Raw genomic sequence first — 25,098 nt, 5'->3', positions numbered from 1 at the left:
TCAGCTCTCCAGGGCAGGCTTCAGGACCTCCTCGCACCACTGGCGGAAGGTGGTCGGGGTGGCGGTGGCCGGGGTGCGGGGTTCGGCGTTGTCGAGGCCGGCGTCCTTGGCGAGGAACATGTCGACCATCGCCTGGGCCATCGGCTCCGACGCGCCGTGGCCGAGGAGGACGGCCTTGAACGCGTCCGGTGGGGTGCGCTCGTAGCGGACGGGGCGGCCGAGGACGTCGGACAGGATCCGGGCCATGTCGGTGAACGACAGGTCCTCGGGGCCCAGGACGGCGACGCTGCCGGTGCCGGTCCAGGCGCGGTCGAGCAGCAGGCGGGCGGCGACGGCGGCGATGTCGCGGGTCGCACAGGTCGGGACGGCCAGGTCCCCGGCGAGCGTGGAGCGCAGCACACCCTGGTCGCGCAGCGACGCGGCCTGGTCGAGCAGGTTGTCCATGAACGACGGCAGGCCCGGCACGCGGGGCAGCCGGAGCCGGGGCTGCGGGTCGCGCTGAAGGCCGACTACGACGCCGGGCTGCTGCCGGGGATCCTCGCCGCGTTCCAGGCGTCGTTCGGGGACGGGGCGGTGGCGCCGCCCGTCGAGCTGCTGATGGGCGGCAAGGGCGAGCAGGCGCCGGCGCTCCGGGAGGGCAGCGCGGACGTGGCGCTGCTGCCGCTGCCGTTCGACGACCGGGGTCTGGACCGCGAGCCGCTGCTGACCGAGCCCCGGCTCGTCGCGCTGCCGGCGGACGACCCCCTGGCGGCCCGGTCGCGGCTGTGCCTGGCGGATCTGGCCGGCCGGGTCCTGCCCGACGGCGCGCCGGCCGACCTCGGCGGCGACCAGCCGGCCCGCTGCGCACCCGGCGCGCTTCCTGCGTCCAGGTTGGATCTGGCGCAGATCTTCAACCTGGTCGCGCTGGGCGGCATGGTGTGGTTCCCGCCGGAGTCGGTGGCCCGCCGGCACCCGCGGCCCGAGATCGCGTACCGGCCCGTCGACGGCCTCGGGCCCAACACCCTGGTGGTGGCGTGGCCGCGGGACTCCCGTTCACCGGCCGTGGCGGCGTTCGTCCGGTCGGCGATGAGCGTGGCCGCCGGCGCCTCCTTGAACGGCCGGTGACTCACATGCTCTGGCGGAACAGGTACAACTCCCGGTAGCGGTGCCCGAGCCAGGGCGCCGACGCGTCGACGCGTGTCGTGCCGCCCTGGTCGAGGCGGGCCACCTCGTGCGCCCGCCAGGAGCCGCCGAGCGCGGTGATCTCCGCCAGGTCCGGCAGGTCGCGGTGCCCGTGCGCGGCGCCGAAGTCCTCGACCATCACGTCGTGGAACGCGGCCGCGGTGAGGCCGTCGAGCCCCCACACCGCCAGGAGCCGCAGGATGCCGCCCCAGCACGCCAGGTACGCGTCGTCGGGGGCGGCGAAGCACTCCGGCACCACCCGCAGCGCCTCGCGCACGGCCGGCGGGACCGCGTCGTCCGGCACCGCGTAGACCGTGCTCTCGTAGTTGTAGTCGCTGGTGTGCACGACGAGGAGGTACGGCGGGCCGTCCCCGGCCTGCGGCGGGTCGCCCTTGATCTTGGCGCCGAGCGCCTTCAGGACCGCCCGGACACGGGCGCGGGCCTTCGCCCCGTCGCCGTCGCCGAACACCGCGGGGACCAGGGCGGATGCCGCGTCGTGGCGGCTGAAGAGGTCGTCGTCGGTCACGGGCCGGATCGTTCCATGCCGGCGCAAGGGCCTTTGTGAGGGCCTTGTGAGGGCCTTGTGCAGGGACCGGCGCGGGTCGGCGGCGGTCGCGGCGGTACGGCATGATCGGCGGGATGAGCGCACGACGGCTGACGACGGTGGCGGTGACGGTGGCGGCGCTGGCCGGGTGCGGCACGACGCCGGCCCACCCGCCCGCGGCCCGGCCCGACGTGTCGATCCCGGCGATCGGGTCGGCGTCGCCATCCCTGACGCCGACGCCGGTGCCGACACCCGCGCCGACGTGCGACGCCGCCGGGGTGGCGCTGTCCGTCGGGGAGGTCGACGCGGCGATGGGGCTGCGCGCGGTCGGGGTGACGCTGCGCAACTGCGGCACGACCGTGTACACCCTGAACGGCTACCCCGACATCGCCGTCCTCGACGCCGGGCAGCGGCCGCTCGACGTCGCGGTGCTCGACGGCACCGCCAACGTCGCGACGATCGAGCGCTACGACGGCGTCCGCCCGAAGCGCCTCGACGTGCCGCCCGGCGGGACCGCCGTCGCGGTCCTGGTGTGGCGCAACCTCACCACCGACGCGGCGACCGTCGCCAAGGGCGAGTACATCTCCGTGGCGGCCGCCCCGGGTCAGGCGCGGCACACGCTGACGCTGTCGACCGACCCCGGCAACACCGGCAAGATGGGGGTCAGCCCTTGGGTCGCCGGCTGATCGTGCTGGGCGTCCTGTGTGCCGCCTGCGCGGTCCCCACCTACTCGCCCGGGGCCGGCTGCCGGACGGCGCCGCCGGAGCTGCTCGACCTGCTCGCCGGCGACCCGGTCCTGACCGCCGACGTGCCGGGCACCGAGATCACCACCCGGCACCGGAGCAACCCGTGCGACCCCGGCGAGGAGACGCGCGGGTCGGTGACGGTCGAGCGCGCCCTCGCCGCCGGCACCGGCTGGGCCGACGTCCGGGCCCGGCACGCCGACCTGCTGGCCGCGAACGGCTGGACCGTCGCCACCGCCGAGCCGCTCTGCGCCACGCGACCGGCGTCCGGCCGGGTGGTCGCGTTCGAGCTGCACCCCACCAGCGCCACCTTGGTGGAGGCCGCGATCCGGTTCTGGCCGTTCCCGCGCGACACGGCCTGCTGACCGTCACCCGGCCGTGGTGCGGGCGTGACACGGCCGTCATCTTGACGTCGCACCGTCGCGGAATGGACGCCACCGCGCTGGCCAGGTCGCTGCTGGACCCCATCCCGGCGCACCGCACCGTGGGACTCGAGGTCGTGCGCGCCGTCAACGGCGTCGGCGTGGTCACGGTGACGGCGCCGCCGGCCCTCGCCAACGTCATCGGCTCGCTGCACTCCAGCGGCCTCGTCACCCTTGCCGACGCGGCCGGCCTCGCCGCGATCATCTCCGCGTGCCCGACCCCCGACGCGGTCCAGGGCGTCCTCCCGCTCGGCGCCGCCGCGACCATGCGCTTCCTCGCGCCGGCCCGCGGGCACCTGACCGCCACCTGCCGGCTCGACCCCGACGCCCGCGAGACCCTCGCCGAGGTGTTCATCGGCGTCGCCAACCGGGTCCGGATCGCCACCACCGCCGACATCACCGACGAGGCCGGCGTCGTGGTGTGCCAGGGCACCTTCGACTGGAGCGTCCGCCGTGCCCCTGGCGCCGCCTGATGCGGGTCCGGCTCGCCGCCGAGTTCGGGCTCGTGTTCTTCGTGCTCATCGCGGTGTACGCCGTGGCGGCACCGCCCGGCGGCCCGATCCCCGTCCTGGTGCTGCTCGCCGTCGTCGCCGTGCTCTACCTGCGGCGGCAGCCCGGCTTCGACCGCCGCGACCTGTGGCGCCCCGGCGCGCTGCCGGCCCGGGACGTCTGGCGGCCGATGCTGGCGCTCTGGTGCGCGACCGCCGTGGCGATGACCGGCCTGGTCGCGTGGCTCGCCCCGGACCGGCTGTTCGACCTGCCCCGCGAGCGGCCGCTGCTGTGGGCCGCGATCGTCGTGTTCTACCCGCTCGCCTCCGTCTACCCGCAGGAGCTGCTCTACCGGGCGTTCCTGCTGCACCGGTACGCACCGCTGTTCCCCTCACCGGCCGCCGCCGCGCTCGCCGGCGCGCTCGCGTTCGGCTTCGCGCACATCATCTTCGGCAACGTCCTCGCGGTCGTGCTGACCCTGGCGGGTGGCTGGCTGTTCGCCCGCCGCTACCAGCAGACCCGCTCCCTGTTCGTGGTCTCCGTCGAGCACGCCGCCTACGCCCTGCTCACCTTCACCGTCGGCCTGGGCGGCTTCTTCTACCACGGCGCGTGACCGGTCCTCCCGGTCACGCGCCATGCCTTGTGGCCCATTTGCGTCAGGCCTCCATGACAGGCCCTCGGGTCAGGCCTCCATGACAGGCCCTCGGGTCAGGCCTTCTGCAGGGTCGAGGTGCCGGCCTCGATGACGTACGACGCGCTGGTGCTCACCGGTGCCGTCCGGCTCGCGATCGTGTCCACCGTGCGGGCGTCGGTGCGCCAGCCGTACCGGTCGAGCTCACACCGCAGGTAGCCACGCTTCGAACCGTCGAAGTAGCGCACGTGCGGGTTGAGCGCCGGGTTGACCGCCTTGAGCGGCCCGTCGAACGCGATCGGGAAGTCCGAGCTGATCGACGTCGCGGTCAGCTCGACCGCCACCGACGGCTGCTCGGGCCGGTCGAAGTCCAGCTTGAGCTCGCTGAGCCAGGTCGAGTGGATGTCACCGGCGAGCACGACCGGGTTGGCGACCTTCGCGTCGACGAGGTGCCGCAGCAGCCGGTCGCGCTGCGGGGCGTACCCGTCCCACTGGTCGAGGTTCGCCACGATCGGCGGCACCCCGCCGGTCGGGTTCGGGAACTTGACGCGGCTCATCATGACCTGCTGGGCGATGACGTTCCACCGCGCCGGCGAGTGGTCCAGCCCCCTGGCCAGCCACCGCTCCTGGTCCTCACCCGTCAGCGTCCCGCCCGTGTTCGCGGTCCCCGCCCCCGGCAGCCCGAAGTCGCCCGGGAACCCGCCCGGCTGGTCCGTGCGGTACTGCCGCGTGTCGAGCACGTTGATCCGCGCCAGCCGCCCGAAGTCGAACCGCCGGAAGATCCGCAGGTCGGCGCTGCCGGGCTTCAGGTTCGCCCGGATCGGCATGTGCTCGTAGTACGCCTGGTACGCCGCCGCCCGCTGCCGCGCGAACACCTCCGGCGACTGGTGCTGCCCGCCCGTGTCGTCGATCTCGTCCGTCAGCGACGCGTAGTTGTTCTCCGTCTCGTGGTCGTCCCACGTCACGATCCACGGGAACGCGGCATGCGCCGCCTGCAGCAGCGGGTCACTCTTGTACTGCGCGTGCCGGGCCCGGTAGTCGTCGAGCGTCCGCAGCTGGTCGAGCCCGGGCGTGGCCGGCGTCGTGTGCTGCCGGTCCGCGTACGCGCTGTGCGGGTCGTACTCATAGATGTAGTCCCCGAGGTGCAGCACCACGTCGAAGTCCTCGGCGGCCAGCCCCGCGTAGGCCGGCCAGTAGCCGTTCTGGAAGTCCTGGCAGTTGACGATCCCGAACCGCAGCCCACCCCGGTCCGCCGACGGCGCCGGCGCGGTCTTCGTCCGCCCGACCGGGCTCAGCTCCCCCAGCGCCCGGAACCGGTAGAAGTACTCACGCCCCGGCCGCAACCCCCGGGCGTCCACGTGCACCGAATGCCCCAACTGCGGCACGGCGACCGTGTGCCCCGACCGCACCACATCACGGAACCGCTCGTCCGACGCCACCTGCCAGTCGACCCTGACCGGCCGCGCCGCCGGCGGCCCTGCCGCCCGCAGCAGCCGGGTCCACAGGATCACCCCGTCGGGCAGCGGATCGCCGCTCGCCACCCCCAGCGCGAACACCCCCGCGTGCCCCGGCAACGACCCACCGTGCGCCACGGCCGGGTCCGCCGCCGTCAACGGCAACACCACCGCCCCGGCCGAGACCGCCGTCGTGGTGAGCACCTGACGCCGAGTGACCATGAACCCTCCCCAGAGTTGGATCCGCCCGTCGCCCCACTCTGCGCCACCCCGCCAACGCCTTCCGAAACACCGGACGAACGCCAGCCACACGTTCCGAACCACCCCGCCGCCCGCAGCGTCGACTCGCTGCGATCGACGTTCCAGCCAAGCCCCGACATGGCCACCTCATGACCATCCCCGCGAATGTCCGGCGCCGCTCCGGGGGAACTTGGCCGGTCCGGTGTCGTGCGCGAACCTCACACCCAGCGCGGCGCCAGGGACAGCAGACGCGACCCGAACCATGCGCCCGCCGTCCCTGGCTACATCGCCCAGACCGGACCCGCCCAGGCGACACCACTCAGAACCGCGCCACCCAAGCCACGCCGCCCAAACCACACCACCCAGGCCACACTGCCCCAGCCACAACACTCAGGACCGTGCCGCCCAGGCCACACCGACCAGACCGCCCCGCACCGCTCAAGCCGCACCGTCCAGGAACAACACCGCTCAGGACCGCAATGCGCCGCGCTGACCCAAGCCGCACCGCGCCGCCAATGCCGCACCGCTCAGGTCGCACCGCTCAAGTCGCACCGCTCAAGTCGTGCCGCGCAGACCGCCTCCCTTCAAGGCACACCCCGCCGCGCAGGCCGCACCCGCTCACGCCGTGCCGCACCGCTCAAGTCGTGCCGCTCAAGCCACACCCCAGGCCGCGCCGCCCGAGTCGCGTGGGGCGGGAGGGCCCGGGGGTCAGCTGACCTGGTGCTGGTTTGCGAGCTCGGTCAGGCGGATGGTGCACAGGCCGCCGCGGTCCGCGTGCACGTCGGTCACCTGGAGTTGCGTGCCCGGGGTCAGGATGAACTCCTCCTCGCCGGTGAAGGCGGAGAACCGGCGGATGCCGACGGCGCGGGTGGGGTGGACCTCGAAGAGGGTGCGCTTGCCGCGGCGGCCCAGGAACGACTCGGCGACGCTGAGCTTCGACGTACATGAGGAGACGCCCCACCAGGTGACGGTCTGGCCGGCCGGGTACTGCGCGCGCAGGTCCATCGACACGCCGCGCCACAGGGGCTCGGTGCGGGCGGGCAGGCGCGAGACGGCGGAGAACAGCAGGCGCAGATACGGCAGGTAGGGCACGACACGGGAGCGGTCGGGGCTGCGCAGGCTGGCGTTGATCTGCCGGTAGAAGGCGGACTCGCAGGTGTACAGGTAGAGGGCGGCGACCTCGTCGGCGGACAGGCCGTCGGTGTCGGCGCGGGACGTGCCGAACTGGTGCGACTGCTCGACGTGCCAGTCGAGGCCGGCGAGGACCTTCGCGGCGGGGGCGATCGCCTCGCGGAAGTCCATGAGCGGCGTGTCGAAGACGCCGGTGATGGCGGGGAGGGCGAGGCCCTCGTCCTTGACGCTGGCGAGCCGCTCCAGGTAGAGCTGGTGCAGCTCCATTGTGGACGCGATGAAGGCACCCATGCGGTCGGCGGCGGCGGCCGACGCATTCCACCCCTTGCTCGGCAGCCAGTCGACCTCGTCGGCGCCGAGGTCGTCGAGCGCCGCGTTGACGGTGGCGAAGTGCTCGCCGTCGCAGAAGATGTCGCCCTGGGCGGCCGGGTTGGCGTGGTCGATGTGGCGGACCCGCACGCCCGGGTAGCGCTTCTCGAGGCGCTGCACGACGCTCTTCAGGCTGCGGGCGTGCGCGCCCCACCAGGCGAAGACGACGCTGCGGTCGGGCTCGTCGGCGTCCTGCTTGGCCTTGAGGATCTCCTCGACGAGCCGCTCGACGACGGGACGCCAGAACGCGGTGTGCTGGTCGGTGGCCATCGCGCCGTCGCTGCTCGCGGTCAGGGACGCGTTGAGCAGCAGGACGCCCTGGGTGAGCATCGCCTGGAACCACTCGGGCGGCTGCACGGTGTCGTGCTCGCGCAGCAGCTTGCGGATGTCGGCGATCGGGGTCTTCTTCGGGATGCCGTGCTTCCACATCGCCGCTGCCTTGATGATGCAGCGGATGGAGATGACCTTGCCGAACTGGCTGTCGTCCCAGTCGTGGAACGTGTTGTCGAACATGGCGATGCCGGTGGCGCTCTCCGGCCGTGGGTAAGGATTCTGCCCGAAGACGACGACCTTCCACTTGTGCGGAGGGTTGGGCTTCAGCGCCTGGAACGTCAGCTCCCGCACGGGCACGACCTTCGGGCTGCGGCCCGGGCCGATGAACGAGGCCGCGGCCGGCTGCGCCTCGATGACCGGCTTCAGCAGCGGCAGCCACGGCTCGCCGCCGCCGCTGAACAGCTCGGCAAGGCCCAACTCGTCGTCGCTCATGATGCCCCCAGGTCGCCGTCGATGGGGCCAGGCCCCGAAAACGCCCGGAGACTAACACCGACCTCTGACATTTTTTCCGCCGAAGCGCACCCGGTACGGTCCCGGCGGAAACCGAAGCCACAGCCGAAGTCCGATCGGAGCGAGCCATGCCCGAAAGCGCCACCAACACGCAGCTCAAGGTGGTCCTCAGCGACGTCAACGCCAAGGTCGTGCAGGCCTGGCGGTCGGCGTTCCAGGACAATCCCGAAGTCGAGATCGTCAAGGGCTCGATCCTCAACCAGCGGGTCGACGCCTGGGTCAGCCCGACAAACTCGCAGGGCAGTATGGACGGCGGCGTCGACGCCGTCGTCAAGCGGCACCTCGGCGCCGGCATCCAGCTGCGGGTGCAGCGGGCCATCCGCGACGGGTTCGCCGGCACGTTGCCGATCGGCAGCGCGGTGTGTGTCCCGTCCGGCGCCGCCACCCCCAGGTTCCTCATCTCCACCCCGACGATGACGCAGTCGGTGCAGAACGTCCGCGAGACGCTCAACGTGGCCCTCGCGTGCGCGGCGGCGTTCCAGGCGATCCACATGCAGAACGCGGCCGAGCCCGGCAGCATCACGTCGGTAGCGCTCGTCGGCATGGGCGCGGCCACGGGCAAGGTGCCGCCGCAGGTGTGCGCCAACCTGATGTGGGCCGGCTACACGCTGTTCGGCGACTACTCGTTCGACGACTACGACGAGCTGCGCGCCACGGTCAGCGCCCAGCTGGACGACATCGAGCGCCGCCCGGAGCAGGAGCGGGTCCGGATCACCCCGCCGCAGCGCCGATAGGCGCTTGCACGAGAACTGCACGCGGCCCGGGTCACGCTGCCCTCGTCGAGCGGGGCCCGGTCCGAGGGTGGTCGCACATGGTGATGGTGGGGTTCGTGGTGATGCTGCTCGTCGGGGTGGTGCACCTCGTCAAGGGGGTCCGCTCCTCGGGCAGCGACCGGCGGTTCCTGGCCCGTGCGGTCCGCGTGCCCGGCGTCGTCGTCGACGTCAGCTGGGAGTCCGTCCTCACCGCCAGCGGGGTCCAGCTGGGGATGCCCGTCTTCCAGTACCACACCCGCGAAGGCCGGCCCATGCGCGCGACGGACCCGGTCGGGGCGAACCCGCCCCGCTTCCGGCCCGGCACACCGGTCGCCGTCCTCTACGACCCCAAGGCCCCGCACGTCGCCAAGCTCGAGGCGAACCTGGGCACCGGCAAAGGCCTGAACATGCTCAGCGCCGTCCTCGGTGCCGTCGTCACGATCGCAGGCCTGATCGGCCTGGTCGTCATGCTCAGCGAGTAGCGGGCGGCATCGACGGGTACCAGCACCGGCATGCGCCTCGCGTCACTCGTCGCCGTCCGTCTCCTGTTGCCGGTGCTGCTCCTGTACGGGTTGCTCGTCGGACTCGGACTCCTCGTGACGAGAGCGCTACCCGGCGTGTGGCCGCTGACCGTCGAGGACGGCGTCAACCGTGCCTTGGCGGCGGAGCGCACCGGCCCGCGCACGGACGTCTCGCTCGTGTTCAGCACCATCGCCAGTACACCGGCCATCATCGCCGTCACGGCGGTCGCCGCGACCGTCCTGGTCCTTCTCCTGCGCCGCTGGCGCGAGCCACTGTTCCTGTGCGCGGCCGTGAGCGCCCAGGCGGCGGTGTTCCTGTTCACGACCCTCGCGATCCACCGGCAGCGGCCGGCGGTGGAGCGCATGGACGGCTCGCTGCCCACGTCGAGCTTCCCGTCGGGGCACACGTCCGCCGCCGTCGCGCTCTACTGTGGACTGGCGTTCCTGCTGGCCCGCGCCGCCACCCGCCCCTTCACCCGGGCCGCCGCGTGGGCGCTGGTCGCCATCCCGCTCGGTGTGGCGTTGACGCGGATGTACCGCGGGATGCACCACCCGAGTGACGTCGTCGCGTCGTTCGTCAACGGGGCGGCCTGCCTGTACATCATGGCCCGCGGCATCCTCGACAAGACCGTGCCCTGGAACCCGGGCGGCCGCTCCGCCGTGCCTCGCCAGCGCGAGTCCACCACCGGCCCGCTCACGACGGCGGCACCCCCGCGACCCGTCCGACCGGGACCGGCGGGCCCCGCCGCGACCTGACGCCCGCCGCCGCGGACCGCACCCTTCAACGGACCCGGCCCTTCGCGGCGCCCACGGGCCACACCCTGCAACCCATCCGGCACTCCGTGGCGCCCACGGACGCACCCCTGCAACTCACCGCCCATGGACCGCACCCTTCAGCCCACCCCGCCTTCGTGGCGTCCGCGGACCGCACCCCTGCAACCCACCGCCCACGGACCGCACCCTCCAGCCCACCCCGCCTTCGTGGCGTCCGCGGACCGCACCCCTGCAACCCACCGCCCACGGACCGCACCCTCCAGCCCACCCCGCCTTCGTGGCGTCCGCGGACCGCAGGCTGGGTGCGGTGCCGGCCTGCGTCAGGGTCGCCACGGAGAAGCGGCACGGGGCGGGTCAGGCCAGCTTCACCACCTGGCGGTCGTCGGCGGAGCGGCGGGCGGCCTCCAGCACGGCGAGTGTCGCGATCGAGCCGGCGGGGTCGACCGGCGGCGGCGCGCCGTCGCGGAGGGCGAGGACGAGGCCCTCGTAGAAGCGCTGGTACGCGCCCGGCTCGGTCGCCACCGGCTGGTCCTGCCCGTCGACGGTGAGCACGCCGTGGCGGGCGGGGTCGTCCTCGCCCCAGCCGGGTTCCGTCGGCAGACGGCCCGCCCGCAGCGCGTCCTCCTGCACGTCCATGCCGTGTTTCGTGTACGCCCCGCGGTCACCCAGCACCCGCAGCCGCGGCCCCGGCGAAGCGGCGAGCGCGCTCATCCACAGGTGCGACCGGGCGTCGCCCTCGTGCCGCAGCGCCACGAACACGTCGTCGTCGACCTCGATGCCGGCGCGGCGGGTGTGCACCTCCGCGTACACCTCGGTCGCCGGACCCAGCAGCTGCAGGGCCTGGTCGACGAGGTGGCTGCCGAGGTCGTACAGGAGCCCACCGGCCTCGGCGGGGTCGGCGCTCTCCCGCCAGCCACCCTTCGGCACCGGCCGCCACCGCTCGAACCTCGACTCGAACCGCAGCACCCTGCCGAGCGCCCCGGACTCCACCAGCCGCCGGGCCGTGAGGAAGTCCCCGTCCCAGCGCCGGTTCTGGTACACGCTGAGCAGCAGCCCCCGCTCGGCCGCGAGCCGCACCAGCGCCTCACCCTCAGCGGCGGTCGCGGTCAGCGGCTTGTCGACCACCACGGGCAGCCCTGCCTCCAGCGCCGCCCGGGCCAGCGGTGCGTGGGTCCGGTTCGGCGAGGCGACCACCACCACGTCGAGCTCGCCGGCCGCCGCCCACAGCTCCTCGGCCGCCGCCAGCAGCGTCGCTCCGGGGTACGCCTCAGCCGCGGCGCGGCGGCGCTCCGGGTTGGCGGTGACGACCGCGCTCAGGGCCAGCCCGGGCGTCGTGCTGATCAGTGGTGCGTGGAACGCCGCGCCGGCCGTGCCGTACCCGACCAGCCCGACGCGCAAGGTGGTGTCGTTCATGCCCTGAAGTCTCCCCTACCCCGCCGCGGCACATACGGAGGTCCCTGCCCGAGCCCTGAGCGGGCCTTGCGCGGCGCGTGATCCACCTGCCGGCCCACCGGCACGACACCCGACCGCGGCGGTCGCGGGTTTGCGGTCATGTCACGAGGTCCTGCAGGTCGCGGGCGACTTCCGAGTACGTGACGGCGTCGAACCCGACCGGTGCCGCACACGCGGCGCAGGCCACACCGGCAGCATTCCCGGCGCGCGCGACGCCCCCGTCCGGCGGCCGCCGCCCTCCGGGATGGTCGTGCAAGACACGGACCGTCACGGTCTGCTCGCCGCTGCCGTCGGACCGGCCGACGAACACGCCAGGTTCCAGGTCGACCACCACCAGCCAGCCGCCTGGCACCCGCCGCGTCACCGACCGGATGCGCCCGCCGTCGCCTGCCTGTGCGCGGACCCAGCCACGCCTGTCGAGGACGTACAGCCGGCGCGCATCGGTCGTCCGCCCGTCCACACCGAGCCGCACGGCAAGGTCCTCCCCGGGAAGGACCGCGACCCCATCGCCCCGTGCTCCCGTTTCGGCGGATGGCTGGTGTACGGCGCGGCCCAGCTGAGCGAACGGCTGAACGATCTCGTAGTCGGCGAACATCCGCGCCCAGTCACCCAGCCTTTCCCCCAGGGTGACCGGGTGCACGATCCCCACCACAGCGTCACCGGCAAGAGCGAAGGGCTCGTCGCCGACGCCGGCGAACGTGAGGTCCTCAGCGATACGGAACGCGGCGAGGAACGCCCCGCCCGGGCCGTCGCCGGTGGCGGAGAACGTCGCCCAGACAAGGCGGCGGGCCAGCTCACGCAGCAACGGGTGGGCGACGATGCTGTCGCGGAAGCCGGCGGCAGACCACCGCCGCTGATCGACCATGGCGACTTCCAGGCGGCGGGTCTGCTCGGCGGCGACGGTGCGGGCGTCCCTGCGCAGCTCGGCGAACCGGGCGTACGCCGCCTGCGCCAGCATCGGATCATCGTGCGCCCCGGGCTTCGGCAGCTCCCGGCGACGCGGCTCGCCACGGCTCTGGTCGCCGCGGTGGTGGGTGGCGTCTTCGAGGACATACGGGCGGAGTTGTTCGTCAAGACGGACGGTGAAGCGCCGGGGGCCGTAGTCGAGGGTCAGTGCGCCGTCGGCGGGGAGGTCGAGATCCGGCACAAGGCGGTCCGCGAGCTCCTCCGCACCGAGCCCGACGGTGGCCGCGGCCTCAGCGGCCCGGCGGACGGCGTGCTCCTTCAGCTTGCCGCGAGCGCTCCCCGCGATGCGAACCAACTGCCGCAGCGCGCCGAGCGCCCCGACACCCGCCGGCGGACCGGCAAGGCTCGGCGGGCCGGCCGTCGGCGGACCGGCAAGGCTCGGCGCGCCGGCCGTCGGCGGACCGGCCGCTGGAGAGTCGAGGTCGGGGGGCGCGGTGCTCAGGGAGGTGAGGATGTCGACGGCGACCCGGGCGTTGGTCAGCTCACCCGCGGCGGGCCAGGCGAGCGCGAGCGGGGCCAGCCGCGCCGCCGTCGAGTCGTCGCCGATGAGTCCGAGCGCCGTAAACGCCCACCGCTGCGACGCGGGGCTGCCAGCGGCGCGCCAGCCCTGGTAGAGCGACCAGCCGAACTCGGCCAGGCTCCCCGGGTCGCAGACCTGCCGGACGACGGCAACCCCCGCGTACGGGTCGTCGAGGGTCGACATGGCCAGCATCGTCACGAAGTGCCGGGTCGCGTCGGCAGGCAGCACCGCGTCGGCAGGCCGCGCCGGGGCGGCTGGCGGGATCGAGTTGTCGGACCGTGCCGGGTCGACGGGCAGAACCGCGTCGACAGACCGTGCCGAACTGGCAGGCGGAGCCGGATCGGCCGGCAGGACCGGATCAGCAGGCAGGACCGCGTCGACGGGCCTGGCCGAATCGGTGGGCACGACCGCGTCGACGGGCCTGGCCGAATCGGTGGGCAGGGCCGCATCAGCGGGGTGGGGCGGGGCGGCGGGCTGGGTGGAGCGGACTCGGAGGGCGGGCAGGAGCAGCGCGTCGGCCCAGGCGGGGGTGGTGGGGATGCGGGCGGGGAGCAGGTGCAGCGGGTCGGCGGCGAGCAGGGCCTGGACGCCGGCGAGGGCGGCTGGGCCGTAGCGGTCGGCTGCGGCGAGGACGGTGGCGGTGTGTCCACTTCGGACGAGGAACCGCAGGGCGGCGGAGGCGGCGCGGCGGGCCGTGCCGGGGCGGGCCAGCGCCGGTGGGATCAGCGCGGACGCGGCCTCGGCCGGGTGGCGGCGCAGCCACTGCTCGGCGACGGGCCGGGTCTGTGTCGAGCGGGCGAACCAGCCTGCCATCCATGCCGCGACGTCGGGGCCGACCCGGTCCAGCAGTGCGTCGGCGCTCGCCGCGGCCCAGGGGCCGCCGCCGGGGACGGCCGGCAGGTCGGGGCAGACCAGGCCGGGGACGACGGGGGCCGCAGGCGCGGTGGTGGTCCAGGGTGGGGTGGCCAGGATCGGCGGGACGGCGGCCGGCGGTGCGGACTCCACGCGCAGCATCGCCCCGACGCGGGCGGCGGCGGGTGGGCTGAGGGCCGGCAGCAGGCGGGCGGCGCGGGCGGGGTCGGCGCGGACGTGCGCGGCGAGCAGCACGTCGATCGTCGGTGTGGCGGGGGCCTCGGCGAGGCGGTGCAGGGCCCGGTCGGGGAAGCGCTGGATCGCCTTGGCGAGGGCCGGACGCACCCGGCGCTCGCCGGAGCACGAGACCAGAGTGTCGAACGCGGAATCGGTCGGGAACGTGGCGAGAATCCCCGCCGTCCACGCGACGGCGTCGGCGGTCAGCGGCTCGGTGCGCAGCCAGTGCGTGAGGTGCGGCTCGATGGCGGGGCCGATCGCCGCGGCCAGGCCGGAGATCGTCGGCTCGTCCCAGAACAGCCAGTGCGGCGCGACGACCCGCAGGAGCACGTCGAGCTGGTCGAGGCTGCGGACCGACGGCAGCAGCAGCCGGCACATCGTCTCGTCGCCGGCCGCGGCGAAGGTCGCGCAGTCCTCGTCGACCCAGGCCGTCACGGCCGGCGCGAGCAGTGAGGCCGTCACCCGCCGCAGCGGCCGCGGATCGGACCGCAGCGCGACGAGATCCACCACCACCGCCGCAGCCTCGGCCGTGAGCGGCGCCGCCGGCGTGGAGGTGGTCGTGAGTGGCGCGGGAAGGTGTGGCCGCAGCCGCAGGGCGAACCGTGCCCAGGCGTCGCGGAGGAACGCCTGGCGCGGGCCGGCGGGCGTGGACCAGGTGACGAACGCCGTCGCGCCCGTGCGGCCCGCGCCGGCGTAGAGGCCGGCGAGCTCGGCCACCGCCCGTGCCACGTGCCGGGCCCCGTGGGCCGCCACCCAGGTGTCGACGAGGGCGTCGAACTCGGACTCGGGAAACCGGTCGAGCCGCCGCGCGAGCACGGCGACGGCGACCGCGAGCCTGAGCGGCGAGGACGCGGGAGCGGCGGCGATCTCCGGAGGCGTCTCGACGTGCCCGAGCACCGCGGGCAACGCTTCATCGAGCAACTGGCGAACAGACATCAAGCACCCCCCGACGCCGTCACCATAACGCCACCCCCCGACAAAAAATCGGGGGACGATAGCGTAGGGATCATGTTCAGCGTCGCCCTCACCGAAGCAGCGCAGCTACGGCCGCTGGAGCCGTGGCAGGCCGGGGAGTTCCTCGCCCACATGGACCGCGCCAGGCAGACCGTCGACCCGTGGATCCCGTGGGCCGGGGTCAGCACGGATCTTGAGACGGCACGGGCGACGCTGCAGCGGTACGCGGACCTCGCCGCACGTGACGCCGGCCGGCTGTTCGGCATCTGGCTCGACGGGACGCTCGTCGGCGGGACGATGTTCGTCGCGTTCGACGCGCAGGCCGGCACCTGCGAGATCGGCTGCTGGCTGGAGCCGGCCGGGCAGAAGCGGGGGCTCATCACGATGGCGGTGCGGGTGCTCATCGACTGGGCGGTGCACACCCGCGGCATCCACCGCGTCGAGTGGCGCTGCCGGACGGACAACACGGCCAGCAGCGCCGTAGCACGCCGCCTCGGTATGCGCCGGGACGGCGTGCTGCGGGAGGTTCACCCGTACAAGGGGATCCGTCACGACCTCGAGATCTGGTCGCTCCTGGCGTCCGACGGCTTCTCCAGCGACGGCCCCTCCGGCCCGCCCTCCAGAGAAGGCTCCGAAGGCGAAGCGGACGGCTCCGGCGCGTGACGCAGGCTCAGCAGCACCGACCCCGCCAGCACGGTCACGACCACCGCCAGGCTCACCAGTGACGGGATCTCCGGCACGGAGGTGCTGATCGTCTTGTGCGCGGCCTGCAGGACCAGCTTCACGCCGATGAAGGCGAGGATGATCGCCAGCCCCTTCGACAGGTACCGGAAGCGGTCCAGCATCCCGGCGAGCAGGAAGTACAGCGCCCGCAGGCCGAGGATCGCGAAGGCGTTGGAGGAGTAGACGATGAACGTGTCGTCGCTGACCGCGAGCACCGCCGGCACGCTGTCGACGGCGAAGACCAGGTCGGCGGCCTCGATCGCGACCACGACGACGAGCATCGGGGTGGCGACCCACTTCACGCCCTGCTTGACGAAGAACTTCGCACCGGAGTACTCGTCCTGGACCGGCAGCACCTTGCGCACCAGGCGCACGGCGATGTTGGTGCTCGGGTCGTAGTCGTCCTCGTCGTCCTTCATCAGCTTGTACGCGCTCCACAGCAGGATCGCCGCGAAGACGAACAGCACGACCGTGAACTTGCTGATGATCGCGACGCCGGCCGCGATGAAGATCGCCCGGAAGATGAGGGCGCCGATGACGCCGTAGAAGAGGACGCGGTGCTGGTACTGCTTGGGCACCGCGAAGTAGCCGAAGATCAGCGCGAACACGAAGAGGTTGTCGACCGACAGGCTCTTCTCCAGCAGCCACGCGGTCGTGAACTCCACGCCCGCCTCCGCGCCGAGGGTGGCCCAGACGAGGCCGGCGAAGGCCAGCGACAGCGCCACCCACACCGCGCTCCACTTGGCGGCCTCGCGGAAGCCGATCACGTGTTCCTTGCGGTGGGCGAGCAGGTCGACCGCGAGCATGACGACGACACCGATGCCGAACGTCGCCCACAGCCAGATCGGTACGTCGAGCATGAACCATCCCTCCAGATAGCAAGCTGTCCGGGTTCAAGCGTCACCCGCGACCCGGGCCTCCCGCTGCGTCGGCCGCAGGACATTCGGCCGGGTGAACGTTGCCGACGACCGGCAAGAAAGAGCGGCTTGAGGACCGCTAGTCGAGGGGTGTCGACGGCCAGTCGAGCAGTCTCGCGGCCGTGACCGCCGCGTGGAGGGTGAGCCGCTCGGCGGGATCGGCCGGGTCCCTCCCGATCAACTCCGCCACGCGCGCCAGCCGGTACGTGACGGCCCGCACCGACAGGTTCAGCCGGGCCGCCGTCTCGGTCGCGACGCACCCGGTCGAGTAGTACGCGTCGAGGGTCTCGACCAGGTGGCCGGCGCCGCCGCGGGCCCGGGTGAGCGGGGTGAGGGTGCTGCGGACCAGGTCGTGGACGGCCGGCAGGTCCTGCAGCAGCACCCGGTAGATGGTGAGGTCCCGCGCGTCGACGAGGGGCTGCTCCAGGCGGAGCCGGTCGGCGAGGTCCAGGGCATACCGCGCCTCGTCGTGGCTGGTCCGCACCGCCGAGGCCCCGATCCGGGGGCTGCTGACCGCGCCCCGCCAGGCGCGCCCCGGGCCCCGGACGGCCCGGTCCAGCTCGCGGGTGACGACGTCACGGACCGTGGCGACCGCCGCGGCGTCGGGCGCGGCGAACACGCACACCACTTCGCCGGAGCGGATCAGCACGAGCGGCTGCGCGTCGCCGTGGCGGCCCTGCAGCGCCCGCTCGAGGCGGCCGGGGATGGCGGCCGTGTCCGGCCCGCCGAAGCCCGAGGGCCGGCGGACCACCAGCACCGCGACCGGCCCGGACAGCGTGAGCCCGATGTCGGCGGCGGGGCCGGTCGCCTCGATCGCCTGCTGGCCGCCGGCGAGGAGCGCCTCCATGACGTCGTGCTTGACGGCCTCCTGGAGCCGGATGACGTCGGCCCGGGCGAGCTGGAACCCCTCGACCAGCGCGGCCACGCCGTCGTCGGCGGCCCGCAGCACGGCGAGGGCGGAGCCCCGGACCCGTGCGGCGTCCCCGCCGGCCACGTCCGGCGCGTCGCGCCACAGCCGCCACGCCGCCGACAGGTACAGGTCCACCAGCGCGCGCAGCGCCACGCCCTGCACGGCCGCGCGTCGCCCGGACGCCGCGCACGCCTCCAGCTCACGGCGGCGCAGCCGCCGGCCGTCGGCGGTCGCGGCGACGACCGCGGTCAGGAACCCGCCGAGCAGCGACGGGTCCAGCCCGCCCGCGTCGCCCGCCGCGGCGGCGGCGATCCGCTCGAGGTCGGACACCCTGCCACCACCCAAACGTACGAAAGCCCGGACAACCAGGCTACAACCGCCGCGTCGTCATACCGGGCGGATACAAGGCAGGTCGCCGCGCGCCGGTCTCAGCCGCGGGCGGTGCCGAAGCCGAAGAGGACGGCGATGCCGAGGGCGCTGCGCGGTGCGTACGGCTGCCGCCACAGCCCGCCGTGCGCCGCCGCGAACGCCTCGTCCTGCCACGGGTGTGTCCCCGGCGACGGCGGGACGTGCAGGTCGTGGACGAGCAGCGCGGCCATGAGGGTGTTGCTCGTCGCCGGTTCGAAGATCTCGATGCCGAAGCGGTGCGCGCCCGCGTAGGCGGCGGCGAGCAGGCGGTTCTTCAGGACGCTGCGGGTCCGGGTCGCGGGCGCGACGGTCAGCGACACCGTGGCGCCGTCCGCCCGGGCGTGCGCGGCCCGCCACCGCTGGAGCCGCTTCGCGAGGGCGTAGTTGGGGCCCTGCTGCGGCACCAGGCTGTCGTTGATGCCCGGGAGGGTGCCCGGGTAGTTGGGCGCGAGCAGCCGCCCGCCGCTGAGGACCCGCAGCGGCCCGCGCAGCCGCCCGATGCCCTTGGCTGTCGCATACCGCCGGCCGGACTCGTCGACCGCGTCGTCCGGCACGGCGAACACGTCCGTCGGCGTGGCGAGGAACGCGAGCGCGAGGTCGGGCCGCGCCTGCCGCAGGCGCACGGTCAGCGCGTCCACGGCGACCGCGACCCGGACATTCAGCGGGCCGTCGGCGTAGACGTAGTTGCCGAGCACGGGCGCGCCGTCGACCTCGCCGAGCCAGTCCGCGACCCGCCGCAGGTCGTGCAGGAGGTCCGCGCCCGCGTGCTGGGCCAGGTCGGCGCCCTCCTGGGCGACGGGCACGTGCAGGCGCCCGCCGGAGCGGTGCGCGGTCTCCAGGAGCCGCTGCCAGATCGCGGGGCGGGGCAGGTCGACGGCGACGACGTCGGCGCCCCAGCGCAGCAGCGCCGTCAGCGGCCCCATCTCCGCCCCGGCGCCCAGCACCACGACGGGTCGCCCTTCGAGGGTGAGCCACGACGGGTTGGCGGCGACGGTCCGCACCGCCTCCGCGCACGACGGCTCGATGACGCCGCCGGCCACCCACGCGTCGAGCTGCCGGAGCAGGCGGTCGCCTTCGAGCCGCTCGCCGCGATACGGCACGACGAGCGAGCGCCGTGCCTCGCCCGTCCCGGCGACGGTGGCGGTCCGCAGGGGCTCGCCGGCCGGCGTGTCGAACGCGCTGTCCAGGGGCTGCTCGTCGGCGTCCGGCGCAGCCCGGTACCGCATCCGCGACCGCAACGACGAGAGCCCGTCGCCGGCGATGGCCAGCGCGGCCTCGCGGGACGGCAGCCCGGCCTCGACGAGCCGGTGGAAGTGGCGCAGGTATTCACCGCGCCAGTTCTTCGTCGTCTCCGCCTCGCGGGCCCAGTCGGGCGCCACCGACCGCAGCGCGTCGGCGACGACGCCCCGCCCGAGTGCGGACGTGCTGGGCGCACCGTCGACGGTGGGGATGACGATCCCGCTGGGCATGTCGCTCATGGGGGCAGTCTGCCAAAACGCCGGCCGCCCCGGACCGAAGGCCCGGGGCGGCTGTGGAAAACGTGGCGGTTGTGGAAAACCTAGAGCTTGACGTCGAAGCGCGGGTCGGCGGCGACGCGCTTGAACGCGGTCAGCGCCTGCGGGGTGTCGTCGACGCGGATGTCGTGGCCGGACTGGTCGCGGGCGGTCTCGAAGTACACGAGGCCCTTGATCGCCGGCATCGCCGCGAGGTTCTTCAGCACGGTGTCGAACGTCTTGGCCTTGTTGGCGCCGTTGACCTTCGCGGACGAGTCGTACACGCCCCACTCGGCGACCATGACGGGCTTGCCGGGGTGCTTCGTGGTGGCCCAGGTGTAGAAGCCGGGGTACTTCGACTTCTGGTTGCCGGTGGTGCGGTTCATCAGCGAGGTGAAGTCGCCGCTGTGGAAGCCGTTCGGCTGCGCGTTGAGGTACGAGTCGACGCCGATCCAGTCGATCACGTCGTCGCCCGGGTACAGGTCGCCCCACCACGGGGAGTTGTTCCACTTCTCGTAGTTCATGTAGGCGATCGTCGAGACGGCGTTGGTGACGCCGGCGGCGCGCAGCCGCAGGATCGTGTGCCGGTACATGGCGGCGAAGTCCTTCGCGGTCATGCCCGAGCCGGCCTTCGGGTTGACGTCGTTCTCCGGCTCGTGGTGCAGCACCAGGAAGAACGGCTTGGTGAAGTTGGCCTTCAGGTAGGCGGCCTCGCGGTCGATCCGGGCGTCCTGCGCGCCGGCCGCGACCTTCGCCCACGTCGAGCCGTACGCGACCTTCCAGTTGAGCATGAGGGTGCGCGGCCGTGCCGGGTCGGCGGTCATCGCGACCTCGTCCTTGGTCGGGAAGAGCTCGTTGCCCTTGTGGTAGGTGTGGTAGATCGCGGCGGTCCGGCCGGTCTTCTGCTCGAAGGTCTTCAGCGCCTGGTCGCGGGGCACGTCGGAGAAGCCGCCGGCGGCCGCGCCCCACAGCACGCCGCAGGTCGGGACGAGCTTGGCGTCCACCGTGCACTGCGGGCCCGCGGCCGTGGCGTCCGCGGCGAACGCGGCGGTGCCGGTGCCGGCGCCGGCGAGGACACCCGCGGCGAGCACTCCGATCGGCAGCAGGCGGCGAACGACGCGACGGACACGGTCGGAGTTCAGCGTGGCGAACGTCAAAAGATCTCCCCAGGTACTTGCGCCGGGCCCCTGCGGCCTGACCAGAACAAGATTCCGGGGCGGGCGGAGCGCCCCCGGTTCGCCACCGGTTGCCGTTGAGGTGTCCGCCCCACGCTCGATGTCCGCGCCACCGGTGGACACCGGTGGACACCCGTGAACGCCGAAGCCGGCACGCGCGTTGCAGCGCGGTATCGTTCCGCGGGTGCACATCCGATTCGACGTCCCGGCAGACCCCGCGTACGCGGCCCGGGTCGCCACCGTGCTCAGCGACGTCTACCTGCGCAAGTACCGCTACATCGGCTTCGGGCTGATCGCCTTCGGGCTGGTCGGCCTGTGGGTGCCGATCGGCGGCCGGGACTTCGACGCGAGCCCGTTCTTCACCGTCATCCTGATCGTCGGCGTGCTGTCGATGCTGTTTCCGTTCTGGGCGCGCCGCTCCGCCCGCCGGCGCCTCGACGGCCTCGCGGTCGACGGCGGCTACGACATCAACGACGACACGGTGACGATGCGCAGCGGCACCGAGCGCGGCAGCCTCGACTGGGACGACGTCACCAAGGTCACCGAGGACCGCGGCTTCTGGGTGCTGTTCACCGGCCGGCTCCCCTACACGGTGATCCCCCAGCAGTTCATGACCGCCGAGCAGCAGCAGTCGCTGCGCGAATTCCTGGTGGCGCGCGGCAGCCTGCCACCGGCCGGGCCCTGATATTCAGCGTCCGCTGACCGAACAGTCGGCGTGTACGTCTATTCCATCTCCATCTGAACATTGGAATGACGTAGCAATTCCGTGAAATGCAAGGAATGGTCCGCCGCGCATCGCTGCGGGCCATTCCGGCGTGCCTTCAGAACGAATAATCAGGTGCGGTGCCGCGCGGGCACCGATAGGTTCGGCCGACAGGCACAGGCACACGAAGAGGAGAACGGTCATGCAGGCATCCGGCGCTCACCCCGGCCTCCCGTCCGTCTCCCCCGCCCGAAAGGCGCTTCGTGTTCCGTCTGTTCGAGAACCCCACGGACCCGTTCCCGCTTGACGACCGCGCCCCCGCCGCCGGGGTACGGCGGTTCCTCCTCGAGGAGTTCCGTCCGCTGCGACCGGTGGTGGCCGCGGCCGCCGCCGGCACGCTGCTGTCCGCGGCGATCGAGGTGTGGCTCATCGGCTACGCCGGGCGCCTGGTCGACCTGCTCGCCACCGGCAGCCCGGACACGTTCTGGGCCACGCACGGCGGGGAGCTGCTCGCCGTCGCCGCGTTCGTGCTCGTCGTCTGGCCGCTGCTCACCGTCGTCAGCGAGGCTCTGGACGACATCGCGTTCCGGGCCAACGCGCGGCCGCTCGCCCGCTGGCGGGCACACCGGCACGTGTCGCGGCAGTCGGTCGGCTGGTTCCGCGACGACCTCGCCGGGCGGATCGCCACCTGGGTCCGCGACGGCGGCGACGCGGCGAGCACCGCCGCGTACTCGGTGATCCACACCCTCCTGCACGTCGTCGCGTACGTCGTGGGCTCGGTGTGGCTGATGGCCGGCACCGACGCCCGGCTGCTGCTGCCGCTTACCGGCTGGATCGTCGCGTACGCGCTGCTCATGCGCTGGGCGGTGCCGCGGTTCCGGCGCGCGTCGGAGCGCCTCCAGGACGCCGAGTCGGAGCTGACCGGGCTGCTCGTCGACTCCTACGCCAACGTCGACACGCTCGCGCTGCTCGGCGGCCGGGGCGCCCGCACCGAGCACGACCGCCGGGTGTTCGCGCGGGCCCGCCGGGCGCACCTGGACCTGCAGCGGGTCGAGGTCACCATGAACTGCACCATGCTGGCGCTCGGCGGCGCGCTGCTGGTCGGCCTCACCGGCTACGGCATCGCGCTGTGGCGGACCGGCGCCGCGCCCATCGGCCTGGTCGCGGCGGCGCTGGCGCTCAGCTTCCGGATCACCGCGATGGGCGAGTGGCTGCTGGACGCCGTGTCGGCGCTCTTCGGCGCGGTCGGCGTGCTGCGCCGGGCGCTGCGGACGGTGGCGCAGCCCCTGGCCGTCGCCGACCGGCCCGGCGCGGGCCGGCTCGAGGTGCGCGGCGGCGCGATCGCCTTCACCGACGTCAGCCACCACTACGGCCGGGGAGCGGGCGGGCTCGACCGGATCAGCCTCGACATCGCGGCCGGCGAGCGGGTCGGCGTCGTCGGCCGGTCCGGCGCCGGCAAGTCCACGCTCGTCGGGCTGCTGCTGCGCTTCCACGACGCGGAGTCCGGCACGATCACGATCGACGGCACCGACATCACCGCCGTCACCCAGGAGAGCCTGCGGGACCAGATCGCGATGGTGGCCCAGGAGGCGACGCTGCTGCACCGCTCCGTCCGGGAGAACATCGCCGGACCCGGCCCGTGCGACGAGGAGCGGATCGCGGCAGCGGTACGGCGCGCCGCCGCCACCGCGTTCGTCGCCGCGCTCCGCGACGCGGACGGCCGGACCGGCCTGGACGCGCACGTCGGCGAGCGGGGCGTGCGGCTGTCCGGCGGCCAGCGGCAGCGGATCGCGCTGGCCCGCGCGTTCTACCGGGACGCCCCGGTCCTGGTCCTGGACGAGGCGACGTCCGCCCTGGACTCCGAGGCCGAGGCCGCCATCCACGACACCCTCGCCGCCGTCATGGCCGGCCGCACCGTGATCGCGATCGCCCACCGGCTGTCGACGATCGCCCACCTGGACCGGATCGTGGTCCTCGACGAGGGCCGCGTCGCCGAGCAGGGCACCCACGCGGACCTCCTGGCCAGCGGCGGCCTCTACGCCGACCTGTGGACCCGCCAGTCCGGCGGCTTCCTCGCGACCACACCCGACGGCACCGCAGGCGATACCACAGCACCCGACGGCACCATGCCGGACGGCGGCGCACCCAAGAGCGGCGCCGGATCACGGGCCTGACAAAGGCACCGCCGCCCAGGAGTCGGCGCTGGTCTGCCGCCAGGTCAGGGTGTCCGGGGACGGCCAGCCGTGCGCGAGACGGGCCCGCACGTCGCGCTGGGCGGCCTCGACCGGGGCGTCCAGCGGGGTGTCCGGCAGGACGCCGCTGGCCACGTTCTCAGGCGACTCGCCCACCGAGAACCGCCACTCGGCGGCCGTCCGGTACAGCAGCACCCATCGGATGTCGGGGTCGGTCACCGCACCTCTCCTCGCCGGTCCTGGACCGGGGTCGCCGTGCTCCGGCGCCGGGCCGGCAGTGGCACCTCTGCCGGCCCGGCGTTTCCGGGGGGTGAGCAACGTCAGGCGCCGTCGGCGGGCGCGACGGCGCACCGGAAGGGCGTGGAATCGAGCACGGGAGATCCTTCCGGAGCGAACGATCAATGCTTCGGAAGATGCGGATGAGGCCCGCGCCGCGTTACACGCCGACTCCCCGCGACGGCGTGGTCACCGTCCGACGTGCACAGGCGGGGTGGCTCAGGACAGGCCGAGCTCGCCGCGGGCCGGGAACGGGCGGCCCGCCTCGGCCTCCCAGCGGGACACGGCGTCCTGCTTCTGCGCGGGCGAGGGGGCGAGGAAGTCCAGGTACTGCAGGATCACGGCGCGCGTCTCGTCGAACGTGTAGAGGGCCGAGTCGCCGTCCTCCTCGAGGTCGGAGACCTGCACGCCGTCAGGGGTGGCGAGGAAGAGCGAGGAGTTGCCCTCGTACTCCTCGGCGGGCGACTCGCCGGCGCGGACCCGGTCGATCTTGTCCAGGAGCATCAGCAGGTCTGGCGCGTACCGGATGATGTCGCTGATCAGCTGGCCGGCGAGGAGGTTGAAGTGGCCGGTCTCGGTCTTCGCCGACGGGACCCCGTATTCGCCGGTGCTGAAGGTGACCCGGTCGCGCATCGCACAAACACCCGTCTTCGTCGATCGGCCTAATTGAGCGGCCAGGCCGAGTTCCATGAGCTGGTCGTCGGGAAGTTATCGTAGCTGCCCTCGATCGTCAGGCCGTCGGACTGCCCTCGCCACCGGCGCGGGTTGGTGGGGTGCGGCGTGCGGTTGGCGAAGGCGTCCTTGATCGCGTCCTCGACGCGCTGGGGGTGCCAGTTGTCGGGGAAGAACGTGCTGGAGCCGTCCTTCGGGTGCCAGGTCCCGTCGGCCGCCTGGACGTCGACCCGGGCGCGGTAGGTGCCGGACGGGTTGCGCTCCAGGATGATCTCCATGCCGTCCGCGTCGCGGCGGACCCGCGCGCCGGGCGGGTTCCAGCCGTTGTGCCGGTGGTGGTAGCCGGAGCCGCGCAGCCCGTGTGGCTTGCGCACCACGTGCCCGCGGAAGACGTGCTGGTAGCGGGGGTGCCGCAGCCGCGCCCGCAGCCACTTCTCGACCGGCTGGAAGACGCCGCTGCTGCGGCCGCCGTGGCTGCGTCTAAGGATCTTCATGGCGTAGTCGGACTCAAGGCGACAGGGGCGATCTACGCGGCTGGGACAGCCCACATCGGGTGAGGAGGTTCCACAGCAAG

General features: G+C 73.4%; 24 protein-coding genes. 11 read left to right on the top strand and 13 right to left on the bottom strand.

The window, feature by feature from the left end; all coding sequences use genetic code 11:
- Nucleotides 1–465, bottom strand: coding sequence for a hypothetical protein (locus AB0I21_RS22015; RefSeq protein ID WP_360563787.1), 465 nt, complete (start codon nt 463–465; stop codon nt 1–3).
- Here AB0I21_RS22015 and AB0I21_RS22010 point away from each other — a divergent pair.
- Complete coding sequence (locus AB0I21_RS22010; protein ID WP_360563777.1) at nt 403–1,104, top strand: LysR family substrate-binding domain-containing protein; 702 nt, start codon at nt 403–405, stop codon at nt 1,102–1,104. The genes AB0I21_RS22015 and AB0I21_RS22010 overlap by 63 nt on opposite strands.
- Nucleotide 1,105: 1 nt before the next feature.
- On the opposite strand, the gene AB0I21_RS22005 is transcribed toward AB0I21_RS22010, so the two are convergent.
- On the bottom strand, nt 1,106–1,687 hold the full coding sequence (locus AB0I21_RS22005) for a hypothetical protein (RefSeq protein ID WP_360563667.1): 582 nt from the start codon (nt 1,685–1,687) through the stop codon (nt 1,106–1,108).
- A 113-nt stretch (nt 1,688–1,800) separates the two neighbouring features.
- Between AB0I21_RS22005 and AB0I21_RS22000 the strand changes: the two genes are divergently transcribed.
- The 4 genes from AB0I21_RS22000 to AB0I21_RS21985 all read left to right on the top strand — a co-directional run bounded on the left by AB0I21_RS22000 (nt 1,801) and on the right by AB0I21_RS21985 (nt 3,972).
- The gene (locus tag AB0I21_RS22000; protein WP_360563665.1) at nt 1,801–2,391 is read left to right on the top strand and encodes a DUF4232 domain-containing protein; all 591 of its coding nucleotides are present in this window, start codon (nt 1,801–1,803) and stop codon (nt 2,389–2,391) included.
- Nucleotides 2,376–2,813, top strand: a complete 438-nt coding sequence (locus AB0I21_RS21995) for a hypothetical protein (protein ID WP_360563664.1) — start codon at nt 2,376–2,378, stop codon at nt 2,811–2,813. Before AB0I21_RS22000 ends, AB0I21_RS21995 begins: the two co-directional genes overlap by 16 nt.
- Nucleotides 2,814–2,875: 62 nt before the next feature.
- Nucleotides 2,876–3,343 (top strand): DUF4442 domain-containing protein, encoded by a 468-nt coding sequence (locus tag AB0I21_RS21990; RefSeq protein WP_360563662.1) that lies wholly within the window; start codon nt 2,876–2,878, stop codon nt 3,341–3,343.
- Nucleotides 3,343–3,972 carry a CPBP family glutamic-type intramembrane protease gene (locus AB0I21_RS21985; RefSeq protein ID WP_360563660.1) on the top strand — a complete coding sequence of 210 codons (630 nt, stop codon included), beginning with the start codon at nt 3,343–3,345 and terminating at the stop codon, nt 3,970–3,972. Before AB0I21_RS21990 ends, AB0I21_RS21985 begins: the two co-directional genes overlap by 1 nt.
- A 95-nt stretch (nt 3,973–4,067) precedes the next feature.
- Here the strand turns inward: AB0I21_RS21985 and AB0I21_RS21980 are convergent, their stop codons facing one another.
- The gene (locus AB0I21_RS21980; RefSeq protein ID WP_360563659.1) at nt 4,068–5,666 is read right to left on the bottom strand and encodes an alkaline phosphatase D family protein; all 1,599 of its coding nucleotides are present in this window, start codon (nt 5,664–5,666) and stop codon (nt 4,068–4,070) included.
- Nucleotides 5,667–6,392: 726 nt separating this feature from the next.
- Nucleotides 6,393–7,949, bottom strand: a complete 1,557-nt coding sequence (locus tag AB0I21_RS21975; protein WP_360563658.1) for an ADP-ribosyltransferase domain-containing protein — start codon at nt 7,947–7,949, stop codon at nt 6,393–6,395.
- Between the two features lie 146 nt (nt 7,950–8,095).
- Here AB0I21_RS21975 and AB0I21_RS21970 point away from each other — a divergent pair, with 146 nt between their 5' ends.
- The 3 genes from AB0I21_RS21970 (at nt 8,096) to AB0I21_RS21960 (ending at nt 10,056) form a co-directional block, all read left to right on the top strand.
- Nucleotides 8,096–8,761, top strand: coding sequence for a macro domain-containing protein (locus tag AB0I21_RS21970; RefSeq protein WP_360563657.1), 666 nt, complete (start codon nt 8,096–8,098; stop codon nt 8,759–8,761).
- 77 nt (nt 8,762–8,838) lie between these two features.
- On the top strand, nt 8,839–9,261 hold the full coding sequence (locus tag AB0I21_RS21965) for a DUF3592 domain-containing protein (RefSeq protein ID WP_360563655.1): 423 nt from the start codon (nt 8,839–8,841) through the stop codon (nt 9,259–9,261).
- Between the two features lie 30 nt (nt 9,262–9,291).
- On the top strand, nt 9,292–10,056 hold the full coding sequence (locus AB0I21_RS21960; protein ID WP_360563653.1) for a phosphatase PAP2 family protein: 765 nt from the start codon (nt 9,292–9,294) through the stop codon (nt 10,054–10,056).
- Nucleotides 10,057–10,428: 372 nt separating this feature from the next.
- Here the strand turns inward: AB0I21_RS21960 and AB0I21_RS21955 are convergent, their stop codons facing one another.
- Nucleotides 10,429–11,487, bottom strand: coding sequence for a Gfo/Idh/MocA family oxidoreductase (locus AB0I21_RS21955; protein WP_360563651.1), 1,059 nt, complete (start codon nt 11,485–11,487; stop codon nt 10,429–10,431).
- A gap of 136 nt (nt 11,488–11,623) precedes the next feature.
- The gene (locus AB0I21_RS21950; RefSeq protein ID WP_360563649.1) at nt 11,624–15,022 is read right to left on the bottom strand and encodes a DUF4132 domain-containing protein; all 3,399 of its coding nucleotides are present in this window, start codon (nt 15,020–15,022) and stop codon (nt 11,624–11,626) included.
- 87 nt (nt 15,023–15,109) lie between these two features.
- Here AB0I21_RS21950 and AB0I21_RS21945 point away from each other — a divergent pair, with 87 nt between their 5' ends.
- A complete protein-coding gene (locus AB0I21_RS21945) occupies nt 15,110–15,718 on the top strand; it encodes a GNAT family protein (RefSeq protein ID WP_360563648.1) in 609 nt (202 codons plus the stop codon).
- On the opposite strand, the gene AB0I21_RS21940 is transcribed toward AB0I21_RS21945, so the two are convergent.
- The 4 genes from AB0I21_RS21940 to AB0I21_RS21925 form a co-directional block, all read right to left on the bottom strand.
- A complete protein-coding gene (locus AB0I21_RS21940; RefSeq protein ID WP_360563646.1) occupies nt 15,604–16,638 on the bottom strand; it encodes a TerC family protein in 1,035 nt (344 codons plus the stop codon). The two genes, AB0I21_RS21945 and AB0I21_RS21940, sit on opposite strands and share 115 nt — an antisense overlap.
- Before the next feature lie 136 nt (nt 16,639–16,774).
- Nucleotides 16,775–17,935 carry a helix-turn-helix domain-containing protein gene (locus AB0I21_RS21935; protein ID WP_344504482.1) on the bottom strand — a complete coding sequence of 387 codons (1,161 nt, stop codon included), beginning with the start codon at nt 17,933–17,935 and terminating at the stop codon, nt 16,775–16,777.
- A gap of 98 nt (nt 17,936–18,033) precedes the next feature.
- Complete coding sequence (locus AB0I21_RS21930; RefSeq protein WP_360563644.1) at nt 18,034–19,491, bottom strand: hypothetical protein; 1,458 nt, start codon at nt 19,489–19,491, stop codon at nt 18,034–18,036.
- 80 nt (nt 19,492–19,571) lie between these two features.
- Nucleotides 19,572–20,663: an endoglucanase gene (locus AB0I21_RS21925; RefSeq protein ID WP_360563642.1), complete on the bottom strand. Its 1,092-nt coding sequence runs from the start codon at nt 20,661–20,663 to the stop codon at nt 19,572–19,574.
- A 202-nt stretch (nt 20,664–20,865) separates the two neighbouring features.
- Here AB0I21_RS21925 and AB0I21_RS21920 point away from each other — a divergent pair, with 202 nt between their 5' ends.
- Entirely contained in the window at nt 20,866–21,366 is a 501-nt protein-coding gene (locus tag AB0I21_RS21920; protein ID WP_354904311.1) for a YcxB family protein, read from the top strand.
- A 281-nt stretch (nt 21,367–21,647) separates the two neighbouring features.
- On the top strand, nt 21,648–23,558 hold the full coding sequence (locus tag AB0I21_RS21915; RefSeq protein WP_360563641.1) for an ABC transporter ATP-binding protein: 1,911 nt from the start codon (nt 21,648–21,650) through the stop codon (nt 23,556–23,558).
- Here the strand turns inward: AB0I21_RS21915 and AB0I21_RS21910 are convergent.
- The 3 genes from AB0I21_RS21910 to AB0I21_RS21900 all read right to left on the bottom strand — a co-directional run bounded on the left by AB0I21_RS21910 (nt 23,547) and on the right by AB0I21_RS21900 (nt 25,018).
- Nucleotides 23,547–23,795: a hypothetical protein gene (locus tag AB0I21_RS21910; RefSeq protein ID WP_360563640.1), complete on the bottom strand. Its 249-nt coding sequence runs from the start codon at nt 23,793–23,795 to the stop codon at nt 23,547–23,549. The two genes, AB0I21_RS21915 and AB0I21_RS21910, sit on opposite strands and share 12 nt — an antisense overlap.
- Before the next feature lie 276 nt (nt 23,796–24,071).
- On the bottom strand, nt 24,072–24,485 hold the full coding sequence (locus tag AB0I21_RS21905; protein ID WP_360563639.1) for a hypothetical protein: 414 nt from the start codon (nt 24,483–24,485) through the stop codon (nt 24,072–24,074).
- A 29-nt stretch (nt 24,486–24,514) separates the two neighbouring features.
- On the bottom strand, nt 24,515–25,018 hold the full coding sequence (locus AB0I21_RS21900) for an EndoU domain-containing protein (protein WP_360563637.1): 504 nt from the start codon (nt 25,016–25,018) through the stop codon (nt 24,515–24,517).
- Nucleotides 25,019–25,098: the final 80 nt, after the last annotated feature.

The sequence above is a fragment of the Dactylosporangium sp. NPDC050588 genome (assembly GCF_040654975.1).
Lineage (GTDB): Bacteria > Actinomycetota > Actinomycetes > Mycobacteriales > Micromonosporaceae > Dactylosporangium > Dactylosporangium maewongense.
This window is presented reverse-complemented; position numbering and strand designations above follow the sequence as displayed.

Excerpts from the sequence above, each read along its gene's own strand:
- AB0I21_RS22000 (WP_360563665.1), top strand. The coding sequence starts at position 1,801 with ATGAGCGCACGACGGCTGACGACGGTGGCGGTGACGGTGGCGGCGCTG.
- AB0I21_RS21990 (WP_360563662.1), top strand. The coding sequence starts at position 2,876 with ATGGACGCCACCGCGCTGGCCAGGTCGCTGCTGGACCCCATCCCGGCG.
- AB0I21_RS21985 (WP_360563660.1), top strand. The coding sequence starts at position 3,343 with ATGCGGGTCCGGCTCGCCGCCGAGTTCGGGCTCGTGTTCTTCGTGCTC.
- AB0I21_RS21980 (WP_360563659.1), bottom strand. The coding sequence starts at position 5,666 with ATGGTCACTCGGCGTCAGGTGCTCACCACGACGGCGGTCTCGGCCGGG.
- AB0I21_RS21975 (WP_360563658.1), bottom strand. The coding sequence starts at position 7,949 with ATGAGCGACGACGAGTTGGGCCTTGCCGAGCTGTTCAGCGGCGGCGGC.
- AB0I21_RS21970 (WP_360563657.1), top strand. The coding sequence starts at position 8,096 with ATGCCCGAAAGCGCCACCAACACGCAGCTCAAGGTGGTCCTCAGCGAC.
- AB0I21_RS21965 (WP_360563655.1), top strand. The coding sequence starts at position 8,839 with ATGGTGATGGTGGGGTTCGTGGTGATGCTGCTCGTCGGGGTGGTGCAC.
- AB0I21_RS21960 (WP_360563653.1), top strand. The coding sequence starts at position 9,292 with ATGCGCCTCGCGTCACTCGTCGCCGTCCGTCTCCTGTTGCCGGTGCTG.
- AB0I21_RS21955 (WP_360563651.1), bottom strand. The coding sequence starts at position 11,487 with ATGAACGACACCACCTTGCGCGTCGGGCTGGTCGGGTACGGCACGGCC.
- AB0I21_RS21945 (WP_360563648.1), top strand. The coding sequence starts at position 15,110 with ATGTTCAGCGTCGCCCTCACCGAAGCAGCGCAGCTACGGCCGCTGGAG.
- AB0I21_RS21940 (WP_360563646.1), bottom strand. The coding sequence starts at position 16,638 with ATGCTCGACGTACCGATCTGGCTGTGGGCGACGTTCGGCATCGGTGTC.
- AB0I21_RS21930 (WP_360563644.1), bottom strand. The coding sequence starts at position 19,491 with ATGAGCGACATGCCCAGCGGGATCGTCATCCCCACCGTCGACGGTGCG.
- AB0I21_RS21905 (WP_360563639.1), bottom strand. The coding sequence starts at position 24,485 with ATGCGCGACCGGGTCACCTTCAGCACCGGCGAATACGGGGTCCCGTCG.
- AB0I21_RS21900 (WP_360563637.1), bottom strand. The coding sequence starts at position 25,018 with ATGAAGATCCTTAGACGCAGCCACGGCGGCCGCAGCAGCGGCGTCTTC.